Raw genomic sequence first — 26232 nt, 5'->3', positions numbered from 1 at the left:
GAGGAACTGTGATGATCGAACGCTACACCCGCCCAGAGATGGGAGCAATATGGACAGAGGAAAATCGTTTTCAAGCATGGCTTGAAGTAGAAGTTTCTGCTTGTGAAGCATGGGCAGAACTTGGTGATATACCAAAAGAAGATGTAAAAAAGATCCGGGAAAACGCTGGCTTTGATGTAGAGCGTATTAAAGAAATCGAAGCCGAAACGAAACACGATGTTGTTGCTTTTACTAGAGCCGTTTCAGAGACCCTCGGCGAAGAGAGAAAATGGGTGCATTATGGGCTGACGTCAACGGATGTTGTAGACACCGCCCTTTCATATTTGCTCAAACAAGCTAATGATATTTTAGAAAAAGATTTAGAACGTTTCCTCTCTATTTTAAAGGAAAAAGCACAAGAACATAAGTACACGGTGATGATGGGACGAACACATGGTGTGCACGCAGAACCAACGACATTTGGATTGAAGTTAGCGCTTTGGTACCAGGAAATGCAGCGCAACCTTGAGAGATTTAAAGCAGCAAAAGAAAATGTGCGTTTCGGAAAGTTATCTGGTGCTGTTGGGACGTTTGCTAATATTCCTCCCTATATAGAATCATACGTTTGTGAAAAGCTAGGGCTTGAACCTGCCCCTGTTTCCACGCAGACTTTGCAAAGAGACCGCCATGCTCAGTATATGAGCACAATTGCTTTAATTGCGACCTCGATTGAAAAGATGGCCGTTGAAATCAGAGGACTGCAAAAAAGTGAAACGCGCGAAGTGGAAGAGTTTTTCGCCAAAGGACAAAAGGGTTCTTCGGCCATGCCGCACAAGCGCAACCCAGTCGGGTCAGAAAACATGACCGGTATTTCACGGGTGATTCGCGGCCATATGCTGACCGCTTATGAAAACGTGCCGCTCTGGCATGAGCGTGACATCTCTCATTCCTCTGCTGAGCGTATTATCTTCCCTGATGCGACGATTGCGTTGAATTATATGCTCAACCGTTTCGGCAGCATTGTAAAAAATTTGACTGTGTTTGAAGAAAATATGAAAGCGAATATGGAGCGGACTTACGGCCTCATCTACTCGCAGCGTGTGCTGCTGACGTTGATTAACAAAGGCATGGTCCGAGAAGAAGCATATGATTTGGTTCAGCCAAAAGCAATGGAAGCGTGGGAGAAAGGAATTCCGTTCCGTACACTCATCGAACAAGAATCTCGCATTACTGAAACATTAAGCTCTCGCGAAATTGATGATTGCTTTGATTATAATCACCACCTAAAACGTGTGGATGAAATTTTTCAAAGAGCGGGCTTGGAATAAATAGTAAGGGGGCCGCCACGCCCCTTTATACCCAATTGTATTTCATAAAGGAGGCTTTGCGAGTGCAAAAAGAAAAGCTGCTGTACGAAGGAAAAGCAAAAAAGTTATACAAAACGGATGAGCCGCGCGTTTTATGGGTGGAATACAAAGATGACGCCACGGCGTTTAACGGTGAAAAAAAAGAAGTGATAACAGGGAAAGGGCAGCTGAATAATGAAATATCGTCATTATTATTTCAAAAGTTAGAGGATTCTGGCATCAACAGCCACTTTCTGAAAAAACTATCAAGTACCGAACAGCTTGTTCAAGAAACGGAGATTATTCCGCTTGAAGTGGTTGTCAGAAATATTGTGGCGGGCAGCCTTCAAAAACGCACAGGGCTCAAAGAAGGAACCGTGTTAGATCAAGCCATCGTAGAGTTTTACTATAAAGATGATGAGTTAGGCGATCCGCTGATTAATAATGACCATATTCGTATTCTTAAGGCAGCGCAGCCGCAAGAAGTAGAACAGTTGAAAAAGCAAGCACTTGCAGTCAATGAAACATTGAAAGAACATTTTGACAGCTGTGGTTTGCTGCTTGTTGATTTCAAATTAGAATTTGGTAGAACAGCGGATAAGCAAGTACTTTTAGCTGATGAAATTTCTCCGGATACGTGCCGTTTGTGGGACAAAGCCACCAAAGAAAAGTTTGATAAAGACGTCTTTCGGTTTGGATTAGGTTCGTTAGAAGAAGGTTATACCGAAATTTTAAAAAGACTGGGAGGGGCTGTACATGGTTAAAGTGCAAGTGTATGTCACATTAAAAGCAGGGGTGCTTGACCCGCAAGGCAGTGCTATCACTCACTCGCTCCATACAATGAATTACAACGAGGTGAAAAGCGTACAAACAGGCAAATACATCGAGCTGGAGGTAGAGGAGACAGAAAACCTTGAAGAGCGTGTGAAAGAGATGTGTGAAAAATTGCTCTCTAACCCAGTGATTGAAGATTACACATACACCATTGGGGAGGCTGTTTCCTAATGAAGTTTGCAGTCATTGTTTTTCCCGGATCCAATTGTGACGATGATATGGTTTACGCTATCCAAGAAGGCCTGAAAGAAGAAGTTGACAAAGTGTGGTACACCGAAGAAAGTGTCGCTGATTATGATGCTGTCTTGCTCCCCGGAGGCTTTTCTTATGGAGACTACTTACGCTCCGGTGCTATCGCACGTTTTGCTCCAGTCATGGAAAGTGTTATCGAAGAAGCTGAGAAAGGCAAGCCGGTACTTGGTGTGTGTAATGGCTTTCAAGTGCTGCTTGAGGCAGGGCTTCTGCCAGGAGCCATGCAGCGAAACAAAAACCTGAAATTTATCTGCCGCCCGGTTCAATTACGTGTTGAAAACAATAGCACCGGTTTTACGAAAGCTTACGAAAGCAGCGAGACAATCACAGTTCCCGTCGCTCATGGGGAAGGCAACTATTTTTGTGATGAGAAAACGCTTGAGCAGTTAAAAGCAAATGACCAGATTGTGTTCACCTATCAAGATGACATAAATGGGTCTGTGGCAGGGATTGCCGGCATCATAAATGAAAAAGGAAACGTATTGGGGATGATGCCGCATCCAGAGCGTGCGACAGCGAATCTATTAGGAAGCGACGACGGATTAAAGCTTTTCCAATCGATACTGAATCACTGGAGGGAATCTCATGTCCTTACTTCTTGAACCGTCCCCGGAGAAAATTAAATCTGACAAAATATACCAAGAGATGGGATTAACAGACGAAGAATTTACGATGGCTGAGCAGATATTAGGCCGGACACCAAACTATACTGAAACAGGTTTGTTTTCGGTCATGTGGTCAGAGCATTGCAGCTACAAACATTCAAAAGTATTACTGAAAAAATTCCCGGTTCATGGTGAGAAGGTTCTGCAAGGGCCAGGTGAAGGAGCCGGTATTATTGATATTGGCGATGAGCAGGCAGTTGTGTTTAAAATTGAAAGCCACAACCATCCATCAGCGATTGAGCCGTACCAAGGAGCTGCAACCGGTGTGGGCGGCATTTTGCGTGACGTGTTTTCCATGGGGGCCAAACCAGTCGCTTTATTAAACTCGCTTCGCTTCGGGGAGCTGACATCCCCTCGGGTGCGATATCTGTTTGAAGAAGTAGTAGCTGGTATTGCCGGATACGGGAACTGCGTCGGCGTTCCTACCGTCGGAGGTGAAGTGCAATTTGACCCGTGTTATGAAGGGAACCCGCTTGTTAATGCCATGTGTGTTGGATTAATTGACCATAAAGATATTCAAAAAGGCCAGGCTAAAGGAGCCGGAAATACGGTTATGTATGTTGGTGCAAGCACCGGGAAAGACGGTATTCACGGAGCAACATTTGCTTCGGAAGAGTTAAGCGAAGAGTCAGAATCGAAGCGTCCGTCTGTTCAAGTGGGTGACCCTTTCATGGAGAAACTGCTGCTTGAAGCATGTCTTGAACTCGTTCAGTCTGATGCATTAGTTGGAATTCAGGATATGGGAGCGGCCGGCTTAACATCATCATCTGCAGAAATGGCTAGTAAAGCAGGTTCAGGTATTGAAATGGATTTAGATAAAGTACCGCAGCGCGAAAAAAATATGACTCCTTATGAAATGATGCTGTCTGAATCACAAGAGAGAATGCTGCTTGTTGTTGAAAAAGGACGCGAACAAGAAATAAAAGATATTTGTGACAAGTGGGGACTGATTTGTGCAGAAGTAGGACATGTCACAGAGGAGAAACGCCTTCGTTTAAACCATAAAGGAGAAATGGTTGCTGATGTACCTGTTGATGCGCTGGCAGAAGAAGCTCCTGTGTATCATCCGCCTTCTACAGAACATGCTGCATATAAAGTGAATCAACAAATTGAAGAGACGATTTTTCATCTAGATGATATGAAGAAGACGCTGCTTGATCTGCTGCAGCAGCCAACCATTGCAAGCAAAGAATGGGTGTACGATCAATACGACTATATGGTACAAACCAACACGGTTGTGCATCCAGGTTCCGATGCGGCTGTGCTGCGGGTACGCGGCAAAAACAAAGCGTTGGCAATGTCTACGGATTCAAATAGCCGCTACATCTATTTAGATCCTGAAGCTGGAGGGAAAATCGCGGTTGCAGAAGCAGCGCGAAACATCGTTTGCTCAGGCGGTGTTCCGCTTGGTCTTACCGATTGTCTGAATTATGGCAGCCCTGAAAATCCAGAAATCTACTGGCAGCTTGAAAAGTCAACGGATGGAATGAGCACGGCATGTGAAGAATTGAATACACCTGTTATTGGCGGAAATGTTTCGCTTTATAACGAGACAAAAGATGGAGCTGTCTATCCAACTCCTGTTGTAGGAATGGTAGGGCTTATCGAAAACTTAGATCACATCACCACACAGGAATTTAAGCATGCTGGCGATATTATTTATGTTATCGGAGAAGCAAAACCTGAGTTTGGCGGCAGTGAACTGCAGAAAATGCTAGAGGGAGACATTTCAGGAAGAGCACCGTTCATTGATTTAGAAACGGAAAAATTGCGGCAAACGCAGCTTCTGCAAGCCATTCAGCAACGTTCAGTAGCTTCTGCTCATGATATAGCGGAAGGTGGTTTGGCAGTAGCAGCAGCTGAAAGTCTAATCGGATCAGGTGTTGGTGCACAAATGACAGTGGATGAAGATGCTGTCGCAGAGCTGTTTTCAGAAACTCAATCACGTTTTCTTGTAACGGTGCCAAAAGACAAGCAAAAAGCATTTGAAGAAATCGTGCCAGAAGCACGTGAACTAGGAATCGTGACAGAGGAAGAAGCATTGACGATTTACAGTCCAGCCGGAAAAATTGTGCTTCAGGCGGAAGCGGAAGAACTAGAAAGCGCCTGGAAAGGAGCTATTCCATGTTTGGTGAAATCAAAGGATTAAATGAAGAATGTGGTGTTTTTGCAGTGTGGGGCCATAAAGATGCCGCTCAAATTACGTACTATGGTTTGCACAGTTTGCAGCACCGCGGCCAAGAAGGGGCAGGAATTGTCGTAAGTGACGGTGAGCAATTGTCTATACACAAAGGACTCGGCTTGGTTACAGAAGCGTTTAAAGAAGGTGAATTGGACGAGCTGCATGGTAATGCTTCTATTGGACACGTGCGCTATGCAACGGCTGGCGGCGGGGGTATCGACAATTGCCAGCCGCTGTTGTTCCGCTCTCAAATGGATAGTCTTGCGGTTGCTCACAATGGAAACCTCGTGAATGCACACGGTGTGAAGCATCAGCTTGAAAGCCAAGGAAGTATTTTTCAATCGACTTCGGATACAGAAGTGCTTGCGCATTTAATTAAACGCAGTGTGTATCCTCGTTTGGAAGATAAAGTAACCAATGCTTTATCGATGCTAAAGGGAGCCTATGCATTTGCGGTTATGACGGAAGAGAAACTGATGGTCGCCCAAGATCCAAATGGGCTGCGCCCTTTGTCGATTGGACGATTAGGTGATGCATATGTGGTAGCGTCCGAAACATGTGCATTTGACGTGGTTGGTGCCGTGTATGAAAGAGAAGTGCAGCCTGGAGAAATTATCACATTTGACGAAAATGGCATGCATTCGCAATTATTTGCCAACGCTGCTCCGCGTCGGTTGTGCAGCATGGAGTATGTCTATTTTTCTCGTCCTGATTCGAACCTTGACCAAATTAATGTACACACGGCCCGGAAAAATTTGGGCAAGCAGCTGGCAGAGGAAGCGCCAATCGAGGCCGATGTCGTTACGGGTGTCCCCGATTCTTCGATTTCTGCTGCAATCGGATATGCGGAACAAGCAGGTATTCCTTATGAATTAGGGATGATTAAAAACAGATACGTAGGGCGCACTTTTATTCAGCCATCCCAAGAGCTGCGTGAACAAGGGGTGAAAATGAAACTTTCTCCAGTGCGCGGTGTAGTGGAAGGAAAGCGTGTAGTGATGGTGGACGATTCGATCGTACGAGGGACAACGAGCCGGCGCATTGTGCGGATGTTAAAAGAAGCAGGCGCTCTTGAAGTGCATGTGCGTATTAGCTCTCCGCCTATTACACACCCTTGTTTTTATGGCATTGATACATCCACAAAATCAGAATTGATTGCTGCTAATCATTCGATAGAAGAAATGCGTGAAAAAATGGGAGCGGACTCGTTAGCATTTCTTAGTATTGATGGTATGTTAAGCGGGATCGGCAGAAAGTATCAAGATGCCAATTGCGGGCAATGTTTGGCTTGTTTTACGGGGAACTACCCGACCGAAATCTATGAAGATACGCTTCATCCCCACGATAAAGTGACGAACCATTAAAGCAAAAATGAGGAGGCTCATGTTGGATGTCTGAGGCATACAAAAAAGCCGGGGTCAACGTTGAAGCCGGCTATGAAGCGGTAGATCGAATGAAAAAGCATACAAACCGCACAATGAGACCAGAAGTGTTGGGGGGATTGGGAGGATTTGGCGCAATGTTTGATATATCCTCGCTTCCTTATAAAGAACCCGTACTTATTTCGGGAACCGATGGTGTTGGTACAAAGCTGATGCTGGCATTTGCGGTGAACAAGCATGATACAATTGGTACTGACGCGGTAGCCATGTGTGTGAATGACATTGCAGTGCAAGGGGCAGAACCTTTATATTTTCTGGACTATTTGGCACTTGGAAAAGCCAAACCAGAAAAAATCGAAGCCATTGTAAAAGGAGTTGCTTCTGGTTGTGAAGAAGCAGGATGTGCATTAATTGGCGGAGAAACTGCCGAGATGCCGGGTATGTATGGTGAAGACGAGTATGACTTGGCAGGATTTACAGTTGGTGCGTGTGAAAAACATGATATTATCACTGGGGAAAATATTAAGCCCGGCGATATTATTATCGGTGTTTCTTCTTCTGGTATTCACAGCAACGGGTTCTCCTTAGTACGTAAAGTACTGTTAGAACAAGCAGGCCTGGATTTACAAGAGACGTATGCTCCATTTGATTCCCCTTTAGGAGAAGTGTTGTTGGAGCCGACGCGTATCTATGTAAAAGCTATTGAAACATTAAAGAAGAGCGTAAAGATAAAGGGGATGGCACATATTACCGGAGGCGGATTTTATGAAAATATTCCACGTATGCTCCCGAAAGGTTTAGGAGCGGAAGTGGCCCCGGCACAGTGGGATTGTCCTCCTGTCTTTTCATTTATTAAAGAGCATGGCCGCCTTTCTGAAGAAGATATGTACGGCACGTTTAACATGGGAATTGGTTTGGCAGCTGCTGTTGATGCCAGTGAAGCAGAAACGGCTGTAAAAAGACTCAAAGAACAAGGTGAAGCGGCGTATATCATAGGGACGGTGACAACTGCAGGCGGGTTGACAATAAAGAGGGGGAGTCTCTCATGAAACTAGCTGTTTTTGCATCAGGCAGCGGATCTAATTTCCAAGCGATAGCAGATGCCATCGAAGAAGACCGCCTGCAAGCTGAAATCTCCCTGCTTGTCTCGGATAAACCGGAAGCATATGCTGTTGAGCGAGCGAAAACGCTTGGGATCTCCGTATTCACTTTTCGGCCGAAAGAATATCAAAACAAACGCGCATTTGAAAATGAAATCGTAAAGCATCTTCACGAAAAAGAAATTGATATAATTATATTAGCCGGGTACATGCGGTTGATTGGCCCGATACTGCTTCAGACATATGAGGGTTGTATATTTAATATCCATCCTTCTCTATTGCCTGCTTTCCCTGGAAAAAATGCCATTGAACAAGCTTGGCACGCAAATGTTAAAGTGACAGGTGTGACCGTTCATATGGTAGATGAGGGAATGGATACGGGACCGATTATTGCCCAAGAGTCTGTAGACATAAAAGATACCGATTCGCTGGCATCGCTCACAAAGGCAATACAAGCTGTGGAGCACCGTTTATACCCTGATACTATCCAGCGTTTAATCGAGAAACGAACATCGGAAGGGAGTCAAAATCGACATGAGCATCAAACGAGCATTAATTAGTGTCTCCAATAAGGAAGGTATTCTTCCTTTTGCCAAAAAGCTAGAAGAAAAAGGAGTAGAAATTATTTCGACAGGCGGTACGAGTCGAGTATTACAAGAAGGTGGAGTCCGTGTTACAGGCATTTCCGAGGTAACTGGTTTTCCGGAAATTCTTGATGGCCGGGTGAAAACTCTCCACCCTAACATACATAGCGGCCTGCTTGCGATGCGTGATAAAGAAGAGCATACACAACAGTTAGAAGAACAAGGAATTGCACCAATCGACCTTGTTGTGGTGAACCTTTACCCTTTTAAACAGACAATTGAAAAGCCGGAGACAACATTTGAAGAGGCTATTGAAAACATTGATATCGGCGGGCCGAGCATGCTGCGGGCTGCAGCCAAAAACCATAAACATGTAACGGTTATTACAGACCCAGGTGATTATGAGACAGTGTTAGAGGAATGGCAGGAAAATGGGGATGTGACGTTAGAGACGAAACAACGGCTGGCAGCGAAAGTGTTCCGCCACACAGCGTCGTATGACGCATTAATTGCTAATTATCTTACGGAACAAACAGGCGAATTGTACCCTGAAACATATACCGTGACGTATGAAAAGAAACAAGATCTCCGCTACGGAGAAAATCCTCACCAGCAGGCAGCTTTTTACCGTGAGCCAATTGGACCAGTAAGCTCGATTGCCAATGCGATGCAGCTTCACGGCAAAGAATTGTCTTATAACAATATCAATGACGCCGAAGCAGCTTTATCTATTGTCAAAGAATTCAATGAGCCGGCAGCTGTTGCCATTAAACATATGAACCCTTGTGGTGTTGGCGTCGGAGAGAATATTCTTGAAGCATACGAAAAAGCATTTGAAGCTGATTCAGTGTCTATTTTTGGCGGAATCATTGCTTTAAATAAAGAAGTGGATTCAGAAACAGCACGAAAAATGAAGGAAATTTTTCTAGAAATTATTATTGCACCTGCTTTTTCAGCAGAAGCATTGGATATCTTAACAGAAAAGAAAAACTTGCGTTTGCTTACGGTATCGCTGGATGAAGAACCACAAGAACGTTCAAAAATCACATCGGTACACGGAGGGGCTTTGTTTCAAGAAGAGGACCGAAAAGGCTTTTTGGATGCGGATGTACGCGTAGTAACAGAACGCGAACCAACGGAACAAGAGTGGCAGGATTTAAAGCTTGCTTGGAAGGTAGTAAAGCACGTAAAGTCCAATGCCATTTTACTGGCAAAAGACGACATGACGGTTGGTGTTGGAGCTGGTCAAATGAACCGCGTTGGATCGGCTAAAATTGCAATCGAACAAGCGGGTGAGAAAGCCGATGGTGCAGCAATGGGTTCCGATGCTTTCTTTCCTATGAAAGACACTGTAGAAGAAGCCGGAAAAGCTGGTATCAGTGCAATTATCCAGCCAGGTGGGTCTATCCGTGATGAAGAGTCGATTGAAAAAGCAAACGAGCTTGGAATAGCGATGGTCTTTACAGGAATGCGCCATTTTAAACATTAATGCCATTTGTTGTGAGGGGAAAAGGAGGACGTAAACAAATGAAAGTGCTTGTTATTGGAAGCGGGGGCAGAGAGCATGCTATTGCGGCAAAGTTAGCAGAAAGTAAACAGGTCACAAACGTGTACGCGGCGCCAGGAAATCCGGGTATCAAACCATCAGCAGAGTGTGTGGACATAAAAGAAACTGACCATGACCAGCTGATTCATTTCGCCAAAGAAAACAATATTGCTCTTACCGTTGTTGGCCCAGAAGCTCCTCTGTTAGAGGGAATTGTGGATAAATTCCAGCAAGCCGGTTTAAACGTGTTTGGTCCGACAAAAGCTGCAGCATTAATTGAAGGCAGTAAGTCGTATGCTAAAGCATTTATGCAGCGTCATCACATTCCAACTGGTTCTTATGCAGTGTTTTCGAACTATGATGAGGCGAAGGAGTATGTAGAGAGAAAAGGCACGCCGATTGTTATTAAAGCAGATGGGCTGGCAGCAGGAAAAGGTGTAACGGTTGCATTCACTACAGAAGAAGCGTTCGATGCACTTTTTGACGTGCTAAAAGATAATAAATTTGGCGAGGCTGGCTCAGAGGTAGTATTAGAAGAGTATTTAGAAGGAGAAGAGTTATCACTGATGGCTTTTGTGCACGGAGACACGGTTGTTCCGATGGTCGGTGCCCAAGATCACAAGCGTGCTTATGATAACGATAAAGGGCCAAATACGGGGGGGATGGGAGCATACAGCCCAGTCCCGCAGTTTACAGACGATGATATCCGCCGTGCTGTTATAGAAGTATTGCAGCCGGCAGCTTCTGGACTAAAAGAAGAGGAGCGTTCCTTTACAGGTATTTTGTATGCGGGCTTGATGATGACAAACGAAGGGCCGAAAGTAATTGAATTTAATGCACGCTTCGGTGATCCAGAAGCACAGGTTGTGCTGCCGCGGCTTCAATCAGATCTTTTTCAAGTGATATCTGATCTGCTGCACGGAGAAAAGCCGCATTTAGAATGGTCAGATGAAGCAGTACTAGGCGTTGTAGCAGCATCAAAAGGGTATCCGGGATCCTATGAAAAGTACCAGCCAATAAAAAAGATGCCGCAAGCTGATTATTTGTATTTTGCCGGAGTGAGCGAGCAGGATAAACATCTTGTCACAGCTGGCGGACGCGTGCTGCTCTTGGCTGAAAAAGCTGAGACATTACAACAAGCACAAGCAGCTGTATATGAAAAGCTGGCACAGTTAGACACAACAAACTTGTTTTACCGAAAAGATATTGGCGACAAGGCCATGAAACGTGAAACGTTATAACGTGACGATGTGAAATGAACCGGTTCGAGTTAAGGTCGGTCACCTTAACGAACCGGTTTTTTTATAAAAAAATAAAATTGTTTGTAAGAAAAATATACATAAACCATCGTATGATGAAGGAAGACTTGTTACAATACAGAATTAGATATTAAAGCTCATTCATAGATGGATCTTCTTGCGACTCTTTATTTGCAGTGTTGGAAACACTGTCGGTAACCATTTTTGTAAGCGGGCAGAAGCGAGTAATTCCTTCAGCCACTTTCATTGCTCCCATTGCAGCAATAAACAACTGTCTGCCGCTGTTTTTGCGGAAATCGGTTAATTCGGCTGTAGACCAAGCCAACATCGTTAAACCACAAGTAATTCGGACTAAAGCATTTAACGTGCCGATATTTTGTTTCATGCTGTGCCTCCTTTAAAAAAACTTAACAATCTTGTCATTTACTTTCATGGAGTAATGGATGAAAATATGATAAGATAGGAAAACATTGACAAACAATATTACGGATAAAGCACAATTTAATCAGGCAAAGGACTAGAAAGCAGGTGACGACTATGGGAACTCAGCTTTTCCGTTGGAATAAACAAACATTAAGACGCCAGCTTTCCGTTATTCGCGGTCAGGTGGCACCAACGATTGTCTTAAAAGATGCAACATACTTAAGCAGCGCGAGGAAAGCGTGGCTTCGTGGTCATATTTGGATATATAATGATAGGATTGTCTATACAGGAACGGAATGGCCGCAAAAAACGGAAGGGACTGAGATTATTGATTGTACGGGAAAATACATTGTACCCGGTTACATCGAACCTCATGCTCATCCGTTCTTCTTATATAATCCCCATACATTAGCGGAATATGCATCCGTTCGGGGAACAACCACACTGATTAACGACAACATGTTCTTTTATTTAAATATTAATAAAAAGAAAGCGCTTACACTTATTGAGGAAATGAACACATTACCAACATCGATGTTTTGGTGGGGGCGTTATGATGCACAAACCGAGTTAGAAGATGAAGATTCCTTGTTTGTGCCGTCTAATATGAAAGCATGGCTTGAACATCCGCTTGTTGTGCAAGGCGGGGAGTTGACCGCTTGGCCAAAAGTAATGACAGGTGATGAAACCTTGCTGCATTGGATGCAGTATACAAAAGAATTAAACAAACCGATTGAAGGGCACTTTCCTGGGTCTTCTTACCGAACGCTGACTCAGATGGCTCTGTTAGGTGTCACTGGAGATCACGAGGCCATGAACGGAGAAGAAGCATTACGCCGGTTAGATGCAGGTATGACGACATCTCTTCGTTATTCATCCATTCGGCCGGATTTACCTCGTATTCTTGATGATCTGCTAGAAGCTGGTATTACAGATTTTCGCCGTTTTAATTTTAATACAGACGGTTCGACACCAATGTTTTACAAACAAGGTGTGATTGATAAAACAATAGCCATCGCGTTAGAACGAGGCGTTCCTGTCATTGATGCTTATGAAATGGGAAGCTACAATGCTGCCAAGCATTATGGTTTAGATGACTATATTGGTTTGATAGCACCAGGGCGTATTGCTCATTTAAATATTTTAAACGATATATATCAGCCTGTGCCTGAAGCTGTGTTAGCAAACGGTCAATGGGTGTATAAAGATGGAGAAAGCGACTACCCGGAAAAAACATTTGAGTGGGAAGACTATGGCGTAGAGCCGTTTGAAATCAATTGGGATTTAACAGAAGACGATTTGCACTTTTCAATGCCGATGGGGATTGAATTAGCAAACTCCGTTATTTTAAAGCCATATCAAATTAATGTAGATGTTACCAATGAGCATCTTTCCACTAATCACGATGAATGCTTTTTTGTTATGCTGGACCGTCATGGGAAATGGCGAATTAATACCGTAATAAAAGGGTTTGCAACAACGCTCGGCGGTTTAGCCACCACGTTTTCTAATACAGGTGACATCGTATTAATTGGCAAAAATAAACGTGATATGAAGCGGGCTTTTGAAGAAGTTAAAAAGCATAGTGGCGGTATTTTTATCGTGGAAGACGGTAATGTGATAGAAAGTATGCCGCTGCAATTATTTGGAGCGATGTCTCTGGATTCAATGGAAGATGTCATACAAAAGCATGAGCGCATTGATGCCGCGTTAAAAGAGCGAGGTTATCCTCATGATGATCCTATTTACAGTATGTTATTCTTCTCCTCGACACACCTTCCGTACATTCGAGTAACACAAAAAGGAATTTTTGATGTTCACAAGAAAACGGTACTCTTTCCTTCAATTATGCGTTAAACTGTAAAAGTAATTCATGTTAAACTATAATAAACGTACCAGCACGAAAATGCAGGGAGTGCTGGTACAGATTACGTTTAAAAAGGTTTGGGGAAAATGAAGAATTGGAGATTATTGACCTTTGTTGGTGTGATGTTATTGGCTGCTTGTGCTGAAAATGAAGAAAATACAGCGGAACCAGTAGATGACCCCGGTCATACAGAGGAAACAGAAGTGGCAGAACAGGAGCCAGAACGAAAGGAAGACGCAGAAGAATCTCAAGCTTATGAAGACATTCATCCACTCACAGGTGAGCCAACGAATGATGTATCGCCATACAAGCCTATTGCAGTGATGGTTAACAATCATTGGGATGCTCGTCCACAGAGTGGATTGAGTAAAGCAGACATTGTCTATGAGATTTTAACAGAAGGCGATCTGACACGTTTTTTGGCAATTTATCATAGTGAACAGCCAGAGAAGATTGGTCCTGTTCGCAGTGCACGTGGATATTTTGTTGATATAGCAGAAGCACACGATGCATTTTTTGTGACACATGGATGGAGCCCGGAAGCAGAACAAATGCTGCAAAACGGCAGGGTGGAGTTTTTGAATGGATTGTATCACGATGGTACATTGTTTGAACGTTCAGCTGAACGTAATCGACCGCACAATTCTTATATTACGTTTAGAAACATGTTAGAAGGATTAAATAACAAAGGATACGAATTAAAAGATGAAGTCGACCCATTAACTTTCAACGACACCAATGAACATCCTGCTTTTACAAAGCAGGAGGGAGACATAGACATATCGTATCGCGATAAGTATTTTGTCTCTTTTACTTATAACGATGAAAAACAAGCATACGAGCGTTCAAGCGATCAAGAACCGACAATGGATGAGCTGGAAAATGAACGAGTATCTCCGGAAAATGTATTAGTGATACAAGCCTCCCACCGGGTTATTGATGATAAGGGACGCCGCTACATCGATTTACAAAGCGGCGGAGATGGTGTCCTTTTTCAACACGGAGAGCGTCTGGCAGTGACGTGGGTGAATGACGATGGTCGTATTGTTCCAAAAAAAGATGGCGAAGAAATTCCACTCATCCCAGGACAAACGTGGGTTAATGTCGTTCCATCTGCCACGGTGCTGGAAGACGTTGGCATAGACTAAAAATGGATGGAAATGAGGTGTGGCATCATTGCAAATTGATAAGTTAAGAGGAAAAGAGTTAGATCAATTGTTTAAAGCTATTTTATCTCTTCGTGATGTAGAAGAATGTTATGAGTTTTTTGATGATCTTTGCACGATAAACGAAATACAATCCTTGGCGCAGCGGCTTGAAGTGGCAAGGATGCTTCAGCACGGTTATACGTATCATAAGATTGAAACAGAAACTGGAGCAAGTACCGCGACGATATCAAGAGTGAAACGTTGTTTGAATTACGGCAATGACAGTTATCAAATGACGTTAGATCGTGTGTATGAACAAGAGAAACAGGAACCTCAAAAATAATGCGAAGCTACTCTTTTGGTGCTTGTTGCCGAGAGAGTAGTTTTTGTATGCTTATTACTGGTGGGGAAAATACGTCCTTTATCTTTTTTGAGGCAGATGGAATATGTCTGCTATAATCTAACGTTGAAGAAGAATCGCAAGGTGATTTTATGGATGTTGGAGGATAACAATGCAAGCATATACAGAGTGGGAACACGTATTTAAACTTGATCCAGCGAAAGAATTAAGCGATGAAGATTTGGAAGCTGTCTGTGAATCGGGAACAGATGCAGTAATTGTTGGAGGAAGTGATGATGTAACATTAGACAATACATTATCGCTCTTGGCACGGATACGTCGTTACTCCGTCGCGTGTACTCTTGAAGTTTCCAACTTAGAAAGTATTACACCTGGATTTGACTACTTTTTTATTCCGACTGTATTGAACGCAGAAGATTCCCGGTGGATTACAGGCCTGCATCGTCAAGCATTGAAAGAATTTGGGCCAATTATGAATGCAGACGAGATTATAACGGAAGGTTACTGTATATTAAACAGTGAATCAAAGGCAGCCAAATTGACGAACGCAGACACGAACTTAGACAAAGATGATGTCGAAGCAGCCGCGATGCTAGCAGATACATTGTTTCATCTGCCTATCTTTTATCTCGAATACAGCGGTATGTATGGCGATAAAGAATTTGTTAAAGCAGCGAAACTGACATTGCAGCATGCTCAGTTATTTTACGGCGGCGGCATCGAGACGCCGGAACAAGCTGAAGAAATGGCGGCTTATGCAGATACTGTTGTTGTAGGGAATGTGGTTTACACGGACATAAAAAAAGCGCTGCAAACGGTAGATGCGGTAAAAAACAATGGAAGAAATAGTAGAAAAAACGTATAATATATTCGAACATATGTTTTGGGTGGTGTTTCCTATATGCAACGACAAATTATTGAAAAAATGCTTCAAGGCATGAATGAAGAGCAAAAAGAAGCTGTCCAGCATACAGAAGGTCCCTTGTTAGTCATGGCGGGTGCTGGCAGTGGCAAAACACGTGTTTTAACACATCGGATTGCGTATTTAATCCGCGAAAAAGGTATTCCGCCTTATTCGATTTTAGCCATTACGTTTACAAATAAAGCGGCTCGTGAAATGAAAGAGCGTGTGTCTGGATTAGTTGGTCCGGTCGCTGAAGATATTTGGATGTCCACATTTCATTCTATGTGTGTACGAATTTTACGGCGGGACATTGACCGGATAGGGTTAAACCGTAACTTTTCGATTCTTGATGCGACAGACCAGCTCTCTGTGATTAAACAAATTTTAAAAGATCAAAACATCGATTCTAAAAAATTTGATGCACGAACGATGCTCGGCATGATTTCATCTGCCAAAAATGTGTTGGAGACACCAAAAAAGTTTGCAGAAAGAGCATATGGTCCGGTAGAAGAAACAGCGGCAGACGTGTATAAGGAATACCAGCGCCGGCTGCGAACAAACCATGCCTTAGATTTCGATGACTTAATTATGATGACGATCACATTGTTTAGGCAGGTTCCGGAAGTTTTAGAATTTTATCAGCGGAAATTTCAATATATTCATGTGGATGAGTACCAAGATACAAACAGAGCGCAGTACGTACTGGTCAATTTGCTTGCAGAGTCTCACCGAAACTTATGCGTGGTGGGAGATTCAGATCAGTCAATCTATAAATGGCGCGGTGCAGATATACAAAACATCCTTTCTTTTGAAAAAGATTATGAAGAATGCCGAACGATTCTTTTGGAACAAAATTATCGTTCGACAAAGAAAATATTACAAGCAGCAAACGAAGTTATTAAAAACAACAGCGGCCGTAAGCCGAAAAAGTTATGGACAGATAATAATGAGGGAAGCAATATTCATTACTTTCAGGCTGCTGATGAGCGGGACGAGTCGGTGTATGTTGTGGAGAAAATCAAAGAAGCAGTCGACAAAAACGGGTACGATTATTCCAACATTGCCGTGTTGTATAGAACGAATGCCCAGTCCCGTGTGATAGAGGAAATGTTTCTAAAATCAAACATTCAATATAATATGATCGGCGGTACAAAGTTCTATGATCGAAAAGAAATTAAAGATGTCCTGGCTTATTTACGGGTGGTTGCCAATCCAGATGATGATATCAGCCTTGACCGTATTATTAACGTACCAAAGCGTGGTATTGGAGCGACAACGGTCGATAAAATCGCAGCATATGCGAATAATCACGGCATTTCCATGTTTAGGGCTCTGCAGGAAGCAGACCAAATAGGGCTGAGTGCAAGACCTACTAAAAAACTTATCGAATTCTCCGAACAGCTTGGCCGTTGGATTGCACTGCAAGAGTATTTGTCTGTGACCGAATTAGTGGAAGAGCTGCTTGAAAAAACAGGTTACCGCGATGCCTTAAAAGAAGATAAGTCGCTTGAATCGCAAAGCAGACTGGAAAATATTGACGAGTTTATATCCGTTACAAAAGACTTCGAAAAAAGAAATGAAGATAAATCATTGATTGCGTTTTTGACTGACCTTGCCTTAGTGTCGGATATCAATCAAGAGGAAGACGACAATACGAGTGCAGTAACCATGATGACACTGCATGCTGCCAAAGGTCTCGAGTTTCCTATTGTTTTTTTGATTGGTATGGAAGAAGGTGTTTTCCCACACAGCCGTTCTCTATTTGAAAACGAAGAAATGGAAGAAGAGAGGCGCCTGGCTTATGTCGGAATTACAAGAGCCGAGCAGGAGTTATACCTTACCCATGCGCATATGCGCCAGCTGTACGGGCGGACGCAAGCCAATCCGAAGTCCCGGTTTATTCAAGAATTACCAGAAGGTGTGCTGGATGGCGCAGAAGAGGAAGACAGTAAGCCGGACTGGATGAAAACGAGCCTTGATAAGAAGATGTCACCGTTTGAGAGAAAGCGAAAAGCTGCTGCTGCGCCTTCACGCGGGCGAACGATTGCTGCCAACACAGGCGGAAGCAGCTTTGAGTGGCAAGTTGGAGACAAAGCAGAGCACAAAAAATGGGGGATTGGCACCGTAGTCAGCACGAAAGGAGAAGGAGAAGACGTTGAATTAGACGTAGCTTTTCCAACAGAAGGTGTGAAACGGCTGTATGCCAAATTTGCTCCAATTACAAAGGTTTAAGAAGATGGCAGAAAGGAAGACGGGCGATGAATCAAAACGATGCGACAAAGCGGGTTGAAGAGTTACGGCAACTGTTAGAAAAGTACGGGTATCATTATTACGTACTTGACGACCCGCTCGTCCCTGATGCTGAGTATGATGAAAAAATGCAGGAGCTCATTTGGCTGGAAGAGGAGTTTCCAGAGTTAAAACAAAGTGATTCTCCTACGGTTCGTATTGGCGGTAAGCCGCTGGATGCATTTGAAAAAGTACAGCATACTATACCGATGATGAGTCTTGGAAATGCATTTAATGAGCAGGATATATATGATTTTGACCGCCGTGTTCGTCAAGCAGCAGGAGATGATGTGCAGTATACGTGCGAGTTGAAAATCGATGGGCTGGCTGTATCGCTTACATATGAAAATGGGCGTTTTGTTCGAGGGGCCACGCGCGGAGACGGTACAACAGGAGAAGATATTACAAAGAACTTGCAGACGGTTGGCTCTATTCCTCTGCGTCTTTCACAACCGGTGGATATTGAAGTGCGCGGAGAAGTGTTTATGCCAAAACGTTCGTTTGAAAAGCTGAACGCCGCAAAAGAAGACGCCGGTGAAGCTTTGTTTGCCAACCCTAGAAATGCAGCGGCAGGGTCATTAAGACAGCTTGATCCTAAAGTAGCTGCGAAAAGAAACCTTGATATTTTCTTATACTCGATAGCTGATGTGGACGGAGCAGACATTCAAACCCATTACGGGGCGATTTCATACATGAAAGAGTTAGGGTTTAAAACAAATCCAAACACACAACATTGTCCGGGCGCAGAAGAGGTTATAGAATATATAAACAGTTGGATTGATCGCCGAAACGATCTTTCGTATGAGATTGACGGGATCGTTATTAAAGTTGATCGGCTTCATCAGCAAGAAGAGCTGGGCTTTACGGCTAAAAGTCCGCGCTGGGCGATAGCGTATAAGTTTCCGGCAGAAGAAAAAGTAACGACATTAACCGGCATTACGCTTTCTGTTGGAAGGACAGGTGTTGTTACTCCTACAGCTCAACTAGAAGCCGTGCAAGTTGCGGGAACGACTGTAAAGCGTGCATCGCTGCATAATGAGGATTTAATTCGAGAGAAGGATCTTAAAATTGGTGATAAAGTTGTCATAAAAAAAGCAGGAGACATTATTCCAGAAGTAGTAAGAGTGCTTGATGAGCTGCGTGAAGGCGATGAAAAAGACTTTGAGATGCCAACCATATGTCCGGCCTGTGACAGCGAACTAGTCCGGCTGGAAGAAGAAGTCGCACTTCGCTGCATTAACCCTCAGTGTCCAGCGCAAATACAAGAAGGGTTAATTCATTTTGTTTCCCGGGATGCCATGAATATTGACGGGCTGGGGGAAAAAGTCATTCAACAGTTATTTGCCCACCGTCTTGTCGCTGGTATTGCAGATTTATACAAGCTGGAAAGAGAAGAACTTTTAACATTAGAACGGATGGGAGAAAAATCTGTTCAAAACTTGCTGCAAGCGATTGAAGCTTCAAAAGAAAATTCTTTGGAGAAACTGATTTTCGGACTGGGAATTCGTTTTGTCGGAGCAAAAGCAGCTAGAACGCTGGCAGAGCATTTTAAAACAATGGAGCGGCTGCATCATGCTTCGTATGAAGAATTCATTGCTATTTATGAAATTGGAGAAAAAATGGCAGACTCCATCGTCAGCTATTTCAACAAGCCGGAAGCTGCAGAACTGCTGGATGAACTAGCGGAACTTGGTGTGAATATGGAATATAAAGGCATAAAAAGAGATGAAGCCGCCGACAATTCTGCTTTCTCTGGCAAAACAGTTGTCCTGACAGGAACATTAGAGAACATCACGAGAAAAGAAGCAAAAGAGAAAATCGAAGCTCTTGGAGGAAAAGTAACAGGCAGCGTTAGTAAAAATACGGATGTACTCGTTGCTGGTGCAGATGCTGGTTCCAAATTAGACAAAGCTCAACAACTTGCCGTTGATATCTGGAACGAAGAACAGTTTTTAGAGGCGGTCAATGGTGAAAATATGTAAGGCGGGAGAGAGGCAGCGCAGCCTGTCTCCTTTGTCATTGTATGAAAAACAGTGAAAAAAGCTGGGAAGATTATTATTTTTTTCACTTGAGAATATGCCTTTGTCATTCTATGATGGAACTTGAATGGGATGATATGTACGCTTGTTAAAAGTATTCGTTCCCGGGGAAACGAGGAGAGAGATACATGTGGAAAAAAACGGGAGTTTCTGCGTTGTCCGCGCTCGTATTGTTATCTGGCTGTCTGCCTGGTATGGAGCCTGATGATGGAATAGAAATGGATGAAGAAGAACATATAGAAGATACAGAAGTAAAAGTAAGTCCGGAAATACCAAGCTTAAACCAGTATTACCGAAGCATTTTGCAAGATGGCAAGTACATACATGGGACAACGAGAGGATATAACACAGCTGTTGTTTATAATCGCATGGATTTAGAAAGACTGGAAGTAGGTTTGCAAGAGGTTGCGTTAGAAGAATTCAATCAAGATGATTATTTTTTCCGCGAAGGACAATTTATTAACCGAACAGAATTGAACAACTGGCTGATGAGATATGAGGAACCTGCAGAGGAGGAAGAAGGAAATCCAACTGGATTGAACCCTCCGTTAGGCAGCGGTGATAGTTTTGAAGAACGAGAAAGGTCGCAGCCAAGAGTTCTTTCCAATATTCTCGAACACAACTATGTTTTTGAAAACGCAGAAGGCAACCTCCAAGTCGGGGGTGTTGTTATCGGTATTTCCATGAACAGTGTTTATTATTTTCGACAAGAACATGAGGATGGAACATATGGGCCGTGGCTGAATGAAGAAATTGATGAAAACACCAGTTTAGAAGAAGGAAAGCAGATTGCTCAAGAAGTGTTAGAACGGTTAAGAGATACAGACCGGGCTGATGGAGCGTTGTCACAGGTCCCAATTGTATTTGCAATATTTCGTGAAGCACCAAGAGAATCGGCGGTTCCCGGGGAGTTTATAGCAACTGCAAAAGCTAATCCTGAAGAAGATGTAGGGAATTGGCAGTCCATTAATGAAAAACATTATTTATTTCCATCAAGTACAGCGACAGAAGAACAAAGAGAAGATGCAGAAGCATTTAACCAATTTCGAAATGAAATCAATGATTTCTTTGAAAACTATGTTGGTGTTGTTGGGGAAGGATATTATCAAAATGGGGAGTTAAGAAGCCTCACGGTAAACATTCCGATTACGTTTAACAGTAAGACAGAAATTATTGCACTGACACAACACGTGACAGATCGTTTGGAACAGCGTTTTCCGAATGAGCTGGACATAGAAGTGAATATTACATCGACAGACGGTCAAGAAGCATTAGTTGTCAGAGATGCAGGAGAAGACCCTTTTATTCACGTATATTAAGCGTAGGTGAATGAGCGTCCAGGCGTTGATACGTTGCCCGCAGCGGTCTTATTTGGTATCATCAATATATTGTGAAAGGACGAATAAGTGGAGGTGACGGAAGTGGAAAGAATTACAAAAGAGCAAGTAAAGCATGTGGCACATTTAGCGCGCCTTTCGGTAACAGAAAAGGAAGTAGAAACTTTCACAGAACAATTAGATGCTATTATCGGCTTTGCTGAACAGCTGAATGAGCTAGATACTGACAATGTTGAACCGACAACACACGTTTTGGACATTCATAACGTGCTGCGTGAAGATGAACAGCGCCCGTCATTAGAACGGGAAGAAGCGTTGAAAAACGCGCCGGATCAAGAAGACGGACAAGTAAAAGTACCGTCTGTTTTAGAGTAAAGGAGGGAAAGATACATGTCTATATTAGAAGAAAGCTTTTCATCGATACATAAAAAGCTTAAAGATAAAGACGTAAAAGTCACGGAGCTCGTTGATGCTTCTTATGAACGTATTAAAGAAGTAGATGAGAAAGTTCAAGCATTTTTGACATTGAATGAAGAAGAGGCGAGGCAGCACGCAGAAAAGTTAGATCAAGCGATTCAAAATGATGAAGCCAATAATGTGTTATTTGGCCTGCCGGCTGGCATTAAGGATAATATTGTAACAAATGGACTGCGCACGACTTGTGCAAGCCAGCTTTTAGCTAATTTTGAACCAGTCCATAATGCAACAGTGATGGATAAGCTTCATGCTCAAGAAACAGTTACTGTTGGCAAATTGAATATGGACGAATTTGCGATGGGTTCTTCCAATGAAAACTCAGGATTTCAAACAACACGAAATCCGTGGAATGTAGAGTACGTTCCCGGTGGGTCAAGCGGTGGTTCTGCGGCCGCCGTTGCAGCTGGCGAAGTAGCTTTTGCCCTTGGATCTGATACGGGCGGCTCTATTCGTCAACCAGCCTCTTATTGCGGTGTGGTCGGCTTAAAACCAACATACGGACGTGTATCCCGCTTTGGATTAGTTGCGTTTGCTTCGTCCTTGGATCAAATTGGTCCATTGACACGTACTGTAGAAGATAACGCATATGTTCTGCGCGAAATCGCAGGTCATTGTAGGAAAGATTCCACTTCTGCAGATGTAGAAGTACCTGATTATCTTTCTTCGTTAAAACAGGACGTGAAAGGGCTGCGCATTGCTGTACCTAAAGAATACCTTGGTGAAGGTGTTCATGAAGATGTGAAAAAGCACGTGCTGGATGCTTTAAAAGTGTTAGAAGATCAAGGAGCAACGTGGGAAGAAGTGTCTCTTCCACATTCTCAATATGCAGTTGCTGCTTATTACTTATTAGCTTCTTCGGAAGCATCAGCGAACTTAGCACGTTTTGATGGTGTTCGCTACGGTGTTCGCAGTGAAAATGCGAACAATTTAATCGATATGTACAAAGAAACACGGAGCCAAGGTTTTGGTGATGAGGTGAAGCGCCGTATTATGCTGGGAACCTTTGCACTCAGCTCCGGTTATTATGATGCCTATTACAAGAAAGCACAAAAAGTACGTACGTTGATTAAGCAAGACTTTGACCAAATTTTAAACGATTATGATGTCGTCATCGGTCCTACAGCACCTACTACTGCATTTAAAGTCGGTGAAAAGATTAATGATCCGTTAACGATGTATGCAAACGACATTTTAACGATTCCAGTGAACCTTGCGGGCGTGCCAGCGATTTCTGTTCCATGCGGCTTTTCCGAAGGGCTTCCAGTAGGATTGCAAATCATTTCTAAGCCGTTTGCAGAAGGCACGGTGTATCGTGTAGCTCATGCATACGAACAAGCAACTGAACATCATAAAGCAAAGCCGGAACTGTAAGGGGGGAAAACGATGAAATTTGATACAGTAATAGGTTTGGAAGTTCACTCTGAATTAAAAACAAACACAAAGATTTTCTGTAATTGTTCCACAGAGTTTGGTGCACCGCCAAACACACATACATGCCCTGTCTGTCTCGGGCATCCCGGGGTACTGCCAGTGTTGAACGAGCAGGCTGTAGAGTATGCGATGAAAGCAGCGCTAGCGTTAAACTGTGAAATTGCGGAAGAAACGAAGTTTGATCGTAAAAACTATTTCTATCCGGATAATCCAAAAGCTTATCAAATCTCACAATTTGATAAGCCGATCGGTGAAAACGGCTGGATTGAAATTGAGGTAGAAGGATATAAAAAGAAGATTGGGATTACCCGTATTCATATGGAAGAAGATGCTGGGAAGCTGACACACGATGATTACGGAGAGCACTCCCTCGTTGATTTTAACCGTGTTGGGACACCGTTAATTGAAATTGTATCGGAGCCTGATATTGAGACGCCGGAAGAAGCGTATGCCTATTTAGAAAAGTTAAAAGCGGTTTTACAGTACACAGAAGTGTCCGACTGTAAGATGGAAGAAGGCTCACTTCGTTGTGATGCCAACATTTCGCTAAAACCTGCAGGCCAAAAAGAGTTTGGCACGAAAACGGAGTTGAAAAACTTAAACTCATTTGCCAATGTACAAAAAGGGTTGGCCTATGAAGAAAAGCGCCAAGAACAAGAGCTGCTTTCAGGCGGAGAAATTTTGCAAGAAACAAGACGGTGGGATGACGCAAAGAAAGAAACTGTCTTAATGCGTGTCAAAGAAGGTTCAGATGATTATCGTTATTTCCCTGAACCAGATCTTGTTTCCCTTTATATTGACGAGGACTGGAAAGCGAAAGTAAAAGCCGATATTCCAGAGCTGCCGGATGCACGTAAAAAACGCTATGTAGAAGAATATGGTCTTCCGGAATATGATGCTGGTGTTATTACACAATCAAAAGATATGTCTGATTTCTTCCAAGAAACCATTGACCAGGGTGCTGATGCAAAGCAAGCTGCGAACTGGCTGATGGGGGAAGTAAACGGGTACTTGAATGCAGAAGGCTTGGAACTTGAAGATGTGGCGCTGACGCCTGAAAGTCTTGCTAAACTCATCCGTTTAATTGAAGAAGGAACAATTTCTAGTAAAATTGCCAAAAAAGTCTTCGCTGATGTAATGAAAGAAGGCGGCGATCCGGAGAAAATTGTTAAAGATAAAGGGCTTGTCCAAATCTCCGATGAAGGTGAACTGAAGAAAATTGTAGCCGGTATTCTTGAAAACAATCCACAGTCGATTGAAGACTATAAAAATGGAAAAGACAAGGCACTTGGCTTTTTAGTTGGCCAAGTTATGAAAGAAACAAAAGGAAAAGCAAATCCGCAGTTAGTGAATAAGTTAATTCTTGAAGGAATCGATGAACAATAAATAACGAACCCCCTCCCATTGGCTAACACCATAGGAGGGGGTTTATCATTATTAAGCAAGAAGACTCCCGCTTCAAGCGGACTGCAAGGTTGTTAAGTAGGAGCAGTTCCGTGCGGGGGATGCCTGCTGTGAAGTGCTGGATCATAGACAATAAATCAATATATTGTTATAGGTAGAAGAAGCCGGTTTTTCATGAATGTGGTATAGTAATAAAAAACAATATGTTGGGAGATATCATAATGAGACGTGCACGCGTTATATACAATCCAACATCGGGACGAGAACAAATGAAAAAGCAGCTGCCTTATATTTTAGATCGACTGGAAACATCAGGTTATGAAACGTCTGCACACATGACAAAAAGAGAAGGGGATGCGAAAGAGGAGGCAAAGCGCGCTGGATTGGCTGGTTTTGAAGTTGTGATAGCAGCAGGTGGAGACGGTACTATCTTTGAAGTTGTAAATGGTTTAGCTAAACTAGAAGAACGTCCGAAGCTTGGCTTGATACCGGCTGGTACTACAAATGATTTAGCACGGGCGCTTGGTATCAGCGGTTACAGCATCGAGAAAATTTGTGACGTATTGTGTGGGGAGAAGAGTTCTTGGATCGATATTGGGAAAGTGAATCATCAATATTTTATTAATATTGCTGCAGGCGGAAAATTAACGGAATTAACGTACGACACGCCCAGCAAATTAAAGACGATGATGGGTCAGTTTGCTTACTATGTAAAGGGTGTTGAAAAGCTGGGGTCTCTTAAACCGAAAAATGTACGAATCGAGTATGATGGAAAGTTATTTGAAGGCGATATTATGATGTTTTTAATCGCAAATACAAATTCGGTTGGAGGCTTTGAGAAACTCTTGCCAAATGCAAAATATAACGATGGTATGTTTGATATGATTATTATAAAAAAAACAAACGTGCCTGAGCTCGTTCGAATCGGTACCCAAGCATTACAAGGAGAGCATCTTCACCATGAAAAAGTGTTATATGTACAAGCGAATAGAATCAAAATCCAAGTAGATGGGGACATGCAGTTGAATTTAGATGGAGAATACGGCGGCAAACTGCCAGCCGAATTTGTAAACCTGCATCATCACGTAGAGATGCTTTGCCCATAACAACGTTCAGGCTGTTGAAGCAGACAAGCCTGAACGTATGATATGTGGTATCACGGAAATGAATAGAGAGATGACTAGATTATTAGCTTTCTTTCTTATGAATATTTTCTATAAAAGATGTTTTAATCGTTTCCTTTGCTTTTGTCCATGAACCAAAGTTACGGTGATACGTATTGGAGCTTGGCAGCGCTTTTTCTTTCGCATATTCATCCCAATGGTCTTTTGTAGTAAATTCACCAATGTGCTGACAAGCAACTTTGATCATTTTCTCTTTTTTGAGTTCTTTTCTTACTTTTGTCGTCATCGATCTCATTGAC

23 protein-coding genes are annotated in these 26232 nt (G+C 43.1%); 21 read left to right on the top strand and 2 right to left on the bottom strand.

Features of this window, described 5'->3' with window-relative positions; translation table 11 throughout:
- The first annotated feature begins 11 nt into the window (after positions 1 to 11).
- The 10 genes from purB (at position 12) to purD (ending at position 11111) form a co-directional block, all read left to right on the top strand.
- Positions 12 to 1307, top strand: coding sequence for an adenylosuccinate lyase (gene purB / locus BLT18_RS10190; RefSeq protein WP_091273647.1), 1296 nt, complete (start codon positions 12 to 14; stop codon positions 1305 to 1307).
- Between the two features lie 62 nt (positions 1308 to 1369).
- Complete coding sequence (gene purC, locus BLT18_RS10185; protein WP_091273645.1) at positions 1370 to 2089, top strand: phosphoribosylaminoimidazolesuccinocarboxamide synthase; 720 nt, start codon at positions 1370 to 1372, stop codon at positions 2087 to 2089.
- Positions 2082 to 2330, top strand: a complete 249-nt coding sequence (purS, locus tag BLT18_RS10180) for a phosphoribosylformylglycinamidine synthase subunit PurS (protein ID WP_091273644.1) — start codon at positions 2082 to 2084, stop codon at positions 2328 to 2330. The genes purC and purS overlap by 8 nt, the downstream gene beginning before the upstream one ends.
- Positions 2330 to 3013: a phosphoribosylformylglycinamidine synthase subunit PurQ gene (gene purQ / locus BLT18_RS10175; protein ID WP_091273643.1), complete on the top strand. Its 684-nt coding sequence runs from the start codon at positions 2330 to 2332 to the stop codon at positions 3011 to 3013. Before purS ends, purQ begins: the two co-directional genes overlap by 1 nt.
- Complete coding sequence (purL, locus tag BLT18_RS10170) at positions 2997 to 5225, top strand: phosphoribosylformylglycinamidine synthase subunit PurL (RefSeq protein WP_091273641.1); 2229 nt, start codon at positions 2997 to 2999, stop codon at positions 5223 to 5225. The genes purQ and purL overlap by 17 nt, the downstream gene beginning before the upstream one ends.
- The gene (gene purF, locus BLT18_RS10165) at positions 5201 to 6622 is read left to right on the top strand and encodes an amidophosphoribosyltransferase (RefSeq protein ID WP_091273640.1); all 1422 of its coding nucleotides are present in this window, start codon (positions 5201 to 5203) and stop codon (positions 6620 to 6622) included. Before purL ends, purF begins: the two co-directional genes overlap by 25 nt.
- Positions 6623 to 6648: 26 nt before the next feature.
- On the top strand, positions 6649 to 7689 hold the full coding sequence (purM, locus tag BLT18_RS10160; protein WP_091273639.1) for a phosphoribosylformylglycinamidine cyclo-ligase: 1041 nt from the start codon (positions 6649 to 6651) through the stop codon (positions 7687 to 7689).
- Positions 7686 to 8300 (top strand): phosphoribosylglycinamide formyltransferase, encoded by a 615-nt coding sequence (gene purN, locus BLT18_RS10155; RefSeq protein WP_091273637.1) that lies wholly within the window; start codon positions 7686 to 7688, stop codon positions 8298 to 8300. Before purM ends, purN begins: the two co-directional genes overlap by 4 nt.
- A complete protein-coding gene (purH, locus tag BLT18_RS10150; protein WP_091273635.1) occupies positions 8275 to 9813 on the top strand; it encodes a bifunctional phosphoribosylaminoimidazolecarboxamide formyltransferase/IMP cyclohydrolase in 1539 nt (512 codons plus the stop codon). Before purN ends, purH begins: the two co-directional genes overlap by 26 nt.
- A gap of 38 nt (positions 9814 to 9851) precedes the next feature.
- The gene (purD, locus tag BLT18_RS10145) at positions 9852 to 11111 is read left to right on the top strand and encodes a phosphoribosylamine--glycine ligase (protein WP_091273633.1); all 1260 of its coding nucleotides are present in this window, start codon (positions 9852 to 9854) and stop codon (positions 11109 to 11111) included.
- Between the two features lie 148 nt (positions 11112 to 11259).
- Here purD and BLT18_RS10140 read toward each other — a convergent pair whose 3' ends face one another.
- Positions 11260 to 11514: a YgaP family membrane protein gene (locus BLT18_RS10140; protein WP_091273631.1), complete on the bottom strand. Its 255-nt coding sequence runs from the start codon at positions 11512 to 11514 to the stop codon at positions 11260 to 11262.
- Positions 11515 to 11666: 152 nt separating this feature from the next.
- Between BLT18_RS10140 and BLT18_RS10135 the strand changes: the two genes are divergently transcribed.
- The 11 genes from BLT18_RS10135 (at position 11667) to BLT18_RS10085 (ending at position 25915) form a co-directional block, all read left to right on the top strand.
- Positions 11667 to 13409 (top strand): adenine deaminase C-terminal domain-containing protein, encoded by a 1743-nt coding sequence (locus tag BLT18_RS10135; protein WP_091273629.1) that lies wholly within the window; start codon positions 11667 to 11669, stop codon positions 13407 to 13409.
- 96 nt (positions 13410 to 13505) lie between these two features.
- Entirely contained in the window at positions 13506 to 14567 is a 1062-nt protein-coding gene (locus BLT18_RS10130) for a DUF3048 domain-containing protein (protein WP_091273628.1), read from the top strand.
- Between the two features lie 28 nt (positions 14568 to 14595).
- The gene (locus BLT18_RS10125) at positions 14596 to 14910 is read left to right on the top strand and encodes a YerC/YecD family TrpR-related protein (protein WP_091273626.1); all 315 of its coding nucleotides are present in this window, start codon (positions 14596 to 14598) and stop codon (positions 14908 to 14910) included.
- A gap of 169 nt (positions 14911 to 15079) precedes the next feature.
- Positions 15080 to 15793 carry a heptaprenylglyceryl phosphate synthase gene (gene pcrB, locus BLT18_RS10120; RefSeq protein ID WP_091273625.1) on the top strand — a complete coding sequence of 238 codons (714 nt, stop codon included), beginning with the start codon at positions 15080 to 15082 and terminating at the stop codon, positions 15791 to 15793.
- 36 nt (positions 15794 to 15829) lie between these two features.
- Positions 15830 to 18064 carry a DNA helicase PcrA gene (gene pcrA, locus BLT18_RS10115; protein ID WP_091273623.1) on the top strand — a complete coding sequence of 745 codons (2235 nt, stop codon included), beginning with the start codon at positions 15830 to 15832 and terminating at the stop codon, positions 18062 to 18064.
- Positions 18065 to 18090: 26 nt separating this feature from the next.
- Entirely contained in the window at positions 18091 to 20103 is a 2013-nt protein-coding gene (gene ligA / locus BLT18_RS10110; RefSeq protein WP_091273622.1) for an NAD-dependent DNA ligase LigA, read from the top strand.
- A gap of 185 nt (positions 20104 to 20288) precedes the next feature.
- The gene (locus BLT18_RS10105; protein ID WP_091273620.1) at positions 20289 to 21479 is read left to right on the top strand and encodes a CamS family sex pheromone protein; all 1191 of its coding nucleotides are present in this window, start codon (positions 20289 to 20291) and stop codon (positions 21477 to 21479) included.
- A gap of 102 nt (positions 21480 to 21581) precedes the next feature.
- Complete coding sequence (gene gatC / locus BLT18_RS10100; RefSeq protein ID WP_091273618.1) at positions 21582 to 21872, top strand: Asp-tRNA(Asn)/Glu-tRNA(Gln) amidotransferase subunit GatC; 291 nt, start codon at positions 21582 to 21584, stop codon at positions 21870 to 21872.
- Positions 21873 to 21887: 15 nt separating this feature from the next.
- Positions 21888 to 23345, top strand: a complete 1458-nt coding sequence (gatA, locus tag BLT18_RS10095; RefSeq protein WP_091273617.1) for an Asp-tRNA(Asn)/Glu-tRNA(Gln) amidotransferase subunit GatA — start codon at positions 21888 to 21890, stop codon at positions 23343 to 23345.
- Positions 23346 to 23357: 12 nt separating this feature from the next.
- A complete protein-coding gene (gene gatB, locus BLT18_RS10090) occupies positions 23358 to 24791 on the top strand; it encodes an Asp-tRNA(Asn)/Glu-tRNA(Gln) amidotransferase subunit GatB (RefSeq protein ID WP_091273615.1) in 1434 nt (477 codons plus the stop codon).
- A 239-nt stretch (positions 24792 to 25030) separates the two neighbouring features.
- Positions 25031 to 25915, top strand: coding sequence for a diacylglycerol kinase (locus BLT18_RS10085; protein WP_091273613.1), 885 nt, complete (start codon positions 25031 to 25033; stop codon positions 25913 to 25915).
- Positions 25916 to 25997: 82 nt separating this feature from the next.
- On the opposite strand, the gene BLT18_RS10080 is transcribed toward BLT18_RS10085, so the two are convergent.
- On the bottom strand, positions 25998 to 26219 hold the full coding sequence (locus tag BLT18_RS10080) for a hypothetical protein (RefSeq protein WP_091273612.1): 222 nt from the start codon (positions 26217 to 26219) through the stop codon (positions 25998 to 26000).
- Positions 26220 to 26232 lie beyond the last annotated feature (13 nt).

This window comes from Alteribacillus persepolensis, assembly GCF_900099605.1.
Lineage (GTDB): Bacteria > Bacillota > Bacilli > Bacillales > Marinococcaceae > Alteribacillus > Alteribacillus persepolensis.
This window is presented reverse-complemented; position numbering and strand designations above follow the sequence as displayed.

Bases quoted from the DNA above. Each gene is read 5' to 3' on its own strand.
- purB (WP_091273647.1), top strand. From the start codon at position 12: ATGATCGAACGCTACACCCGCCCAGAGATGGGAGCAATATGGACAGAG.
- purS (WP_091273644.1), top strand. From the start codon at position 2,082: ATGGTTAAAGTGCAAGTGTATGTCACATTAAAAGCAGGGGTGCTTGAC.
- purQ (WP_091273643.1), top strand. From the start codon at position 2,330: ATGAAGTTTGCAGTCATTGTTTTTCCCGGATCCAATTGTGACGATGAT.
- purL (WP_091273641.1), top strand. From the start codon at position 2,997: ATGTCCTTACTTCTTGAACCGTCCCCGGAGAAAATTAAATCTGACAAA.
- purF (WP_091273640.1), top strand. From the start codon at position 5,201: ATGTTTGGTGAAATCAAAGGATTAAATGAAGAATGTGGTGTTTTTGCA.
- purM (WP_091273639.1), top strand. From the start codon at position 6,649: ATGTCTGAGGCATACAAAAAAGCCGGGGTCAACGTTGAAGCCGGCTAT.
- purN (WP_091273637.1), top strand. From the start codon at position 7,686: ATGAAACTAGCTGTTTTTGCATCAGGCAGCGGATCTAATTTCCAAGCG.
- purH (WP_091273635.1), top strand. From the start codon at position 8,275: ATGAGCATCAAACGAGCATTAATTAGTGTCTCCAATAAGGAAGGTATT.
- purD (WP_091273633.1), top strand. From the start codon at position 9,852: ATGAAAGTGCTTGTTATTGGAAGCGGGGGCAGAGAGCATGCTATTGCG.
- BLT18_RS10140 (WP_091273631.1), bottom strand. From the start codon at position 11,514: ATGAAACAAAATATCGGCACGTTAAATGCTTTAGTCCGAATTACTTGT.
- BLT18_RS10135 (WP_091273629.1), top strand. From the start codon at position 11,667: ATGGGAACTCAGCTTTTCCGTTGGAATAAACAAACATTAAGACGCCAG.
- BLT18_RS10130 (WP_091273628.1), top strand. From the start codon at position 13,506: ATGAAGAATTGGAGATTATTGACCTTTGTTGGTGTGATGTTATTGGCT.
- pcrB (WP_091273625.1), top strand. From the start codon at position 15,080: ATGCAAGCATATACAGAGTGGGAACACGTATTTAAACTTGATCCAGCG.
- pcrA (WP_091273623.1), top strand. From the start codon at position 15,830: ATGCAACGACAAATTATTGAAAAAATGCTTCAAGGCATGAATGAAGAG.
- ligA (WP_091273622.1), top strand. From the start codon at position 18,091: ATGAATCAAAACGATGCGACAAAGCGGGTTGAAGAGTTACGGCAACTG.
- BLT18_RS10105 (WP_091273620.1), top strand. From the start codon at position 20,289: ATGTGGAAAAAAACGGGAGTTTCTGCGTTGTCCGCGCTCGTATTGTTA.
- gatA (WP_091273617.1), top strand. From the start codon at position 21,888: ATGTCTATATTAGAAGAAAGCTTTTCATCGATACATAAAAAGCTTAAA.
- gatB (WP_091273615.1), top strand. From the start codon at position 23,358: ATGAAATTTGATACAGTAATAGGTTTGGAAGTTCACTCTGAATTAAAA.
- BLT18_RS10085 (WP_091273613.1), top strand. From the start codon at position 25,031: ATGAGACGTGCACGCGTTATATACAATCCAACATCGGGACGAGAACAA.
- BLT18_RS10080 (WP_091273612.1), bottom strand. From the start codon at position 26,219: ATGACGACAAAAGTAAGAAAAGAACTCAAAAAAGAGAAAATGATCAAA.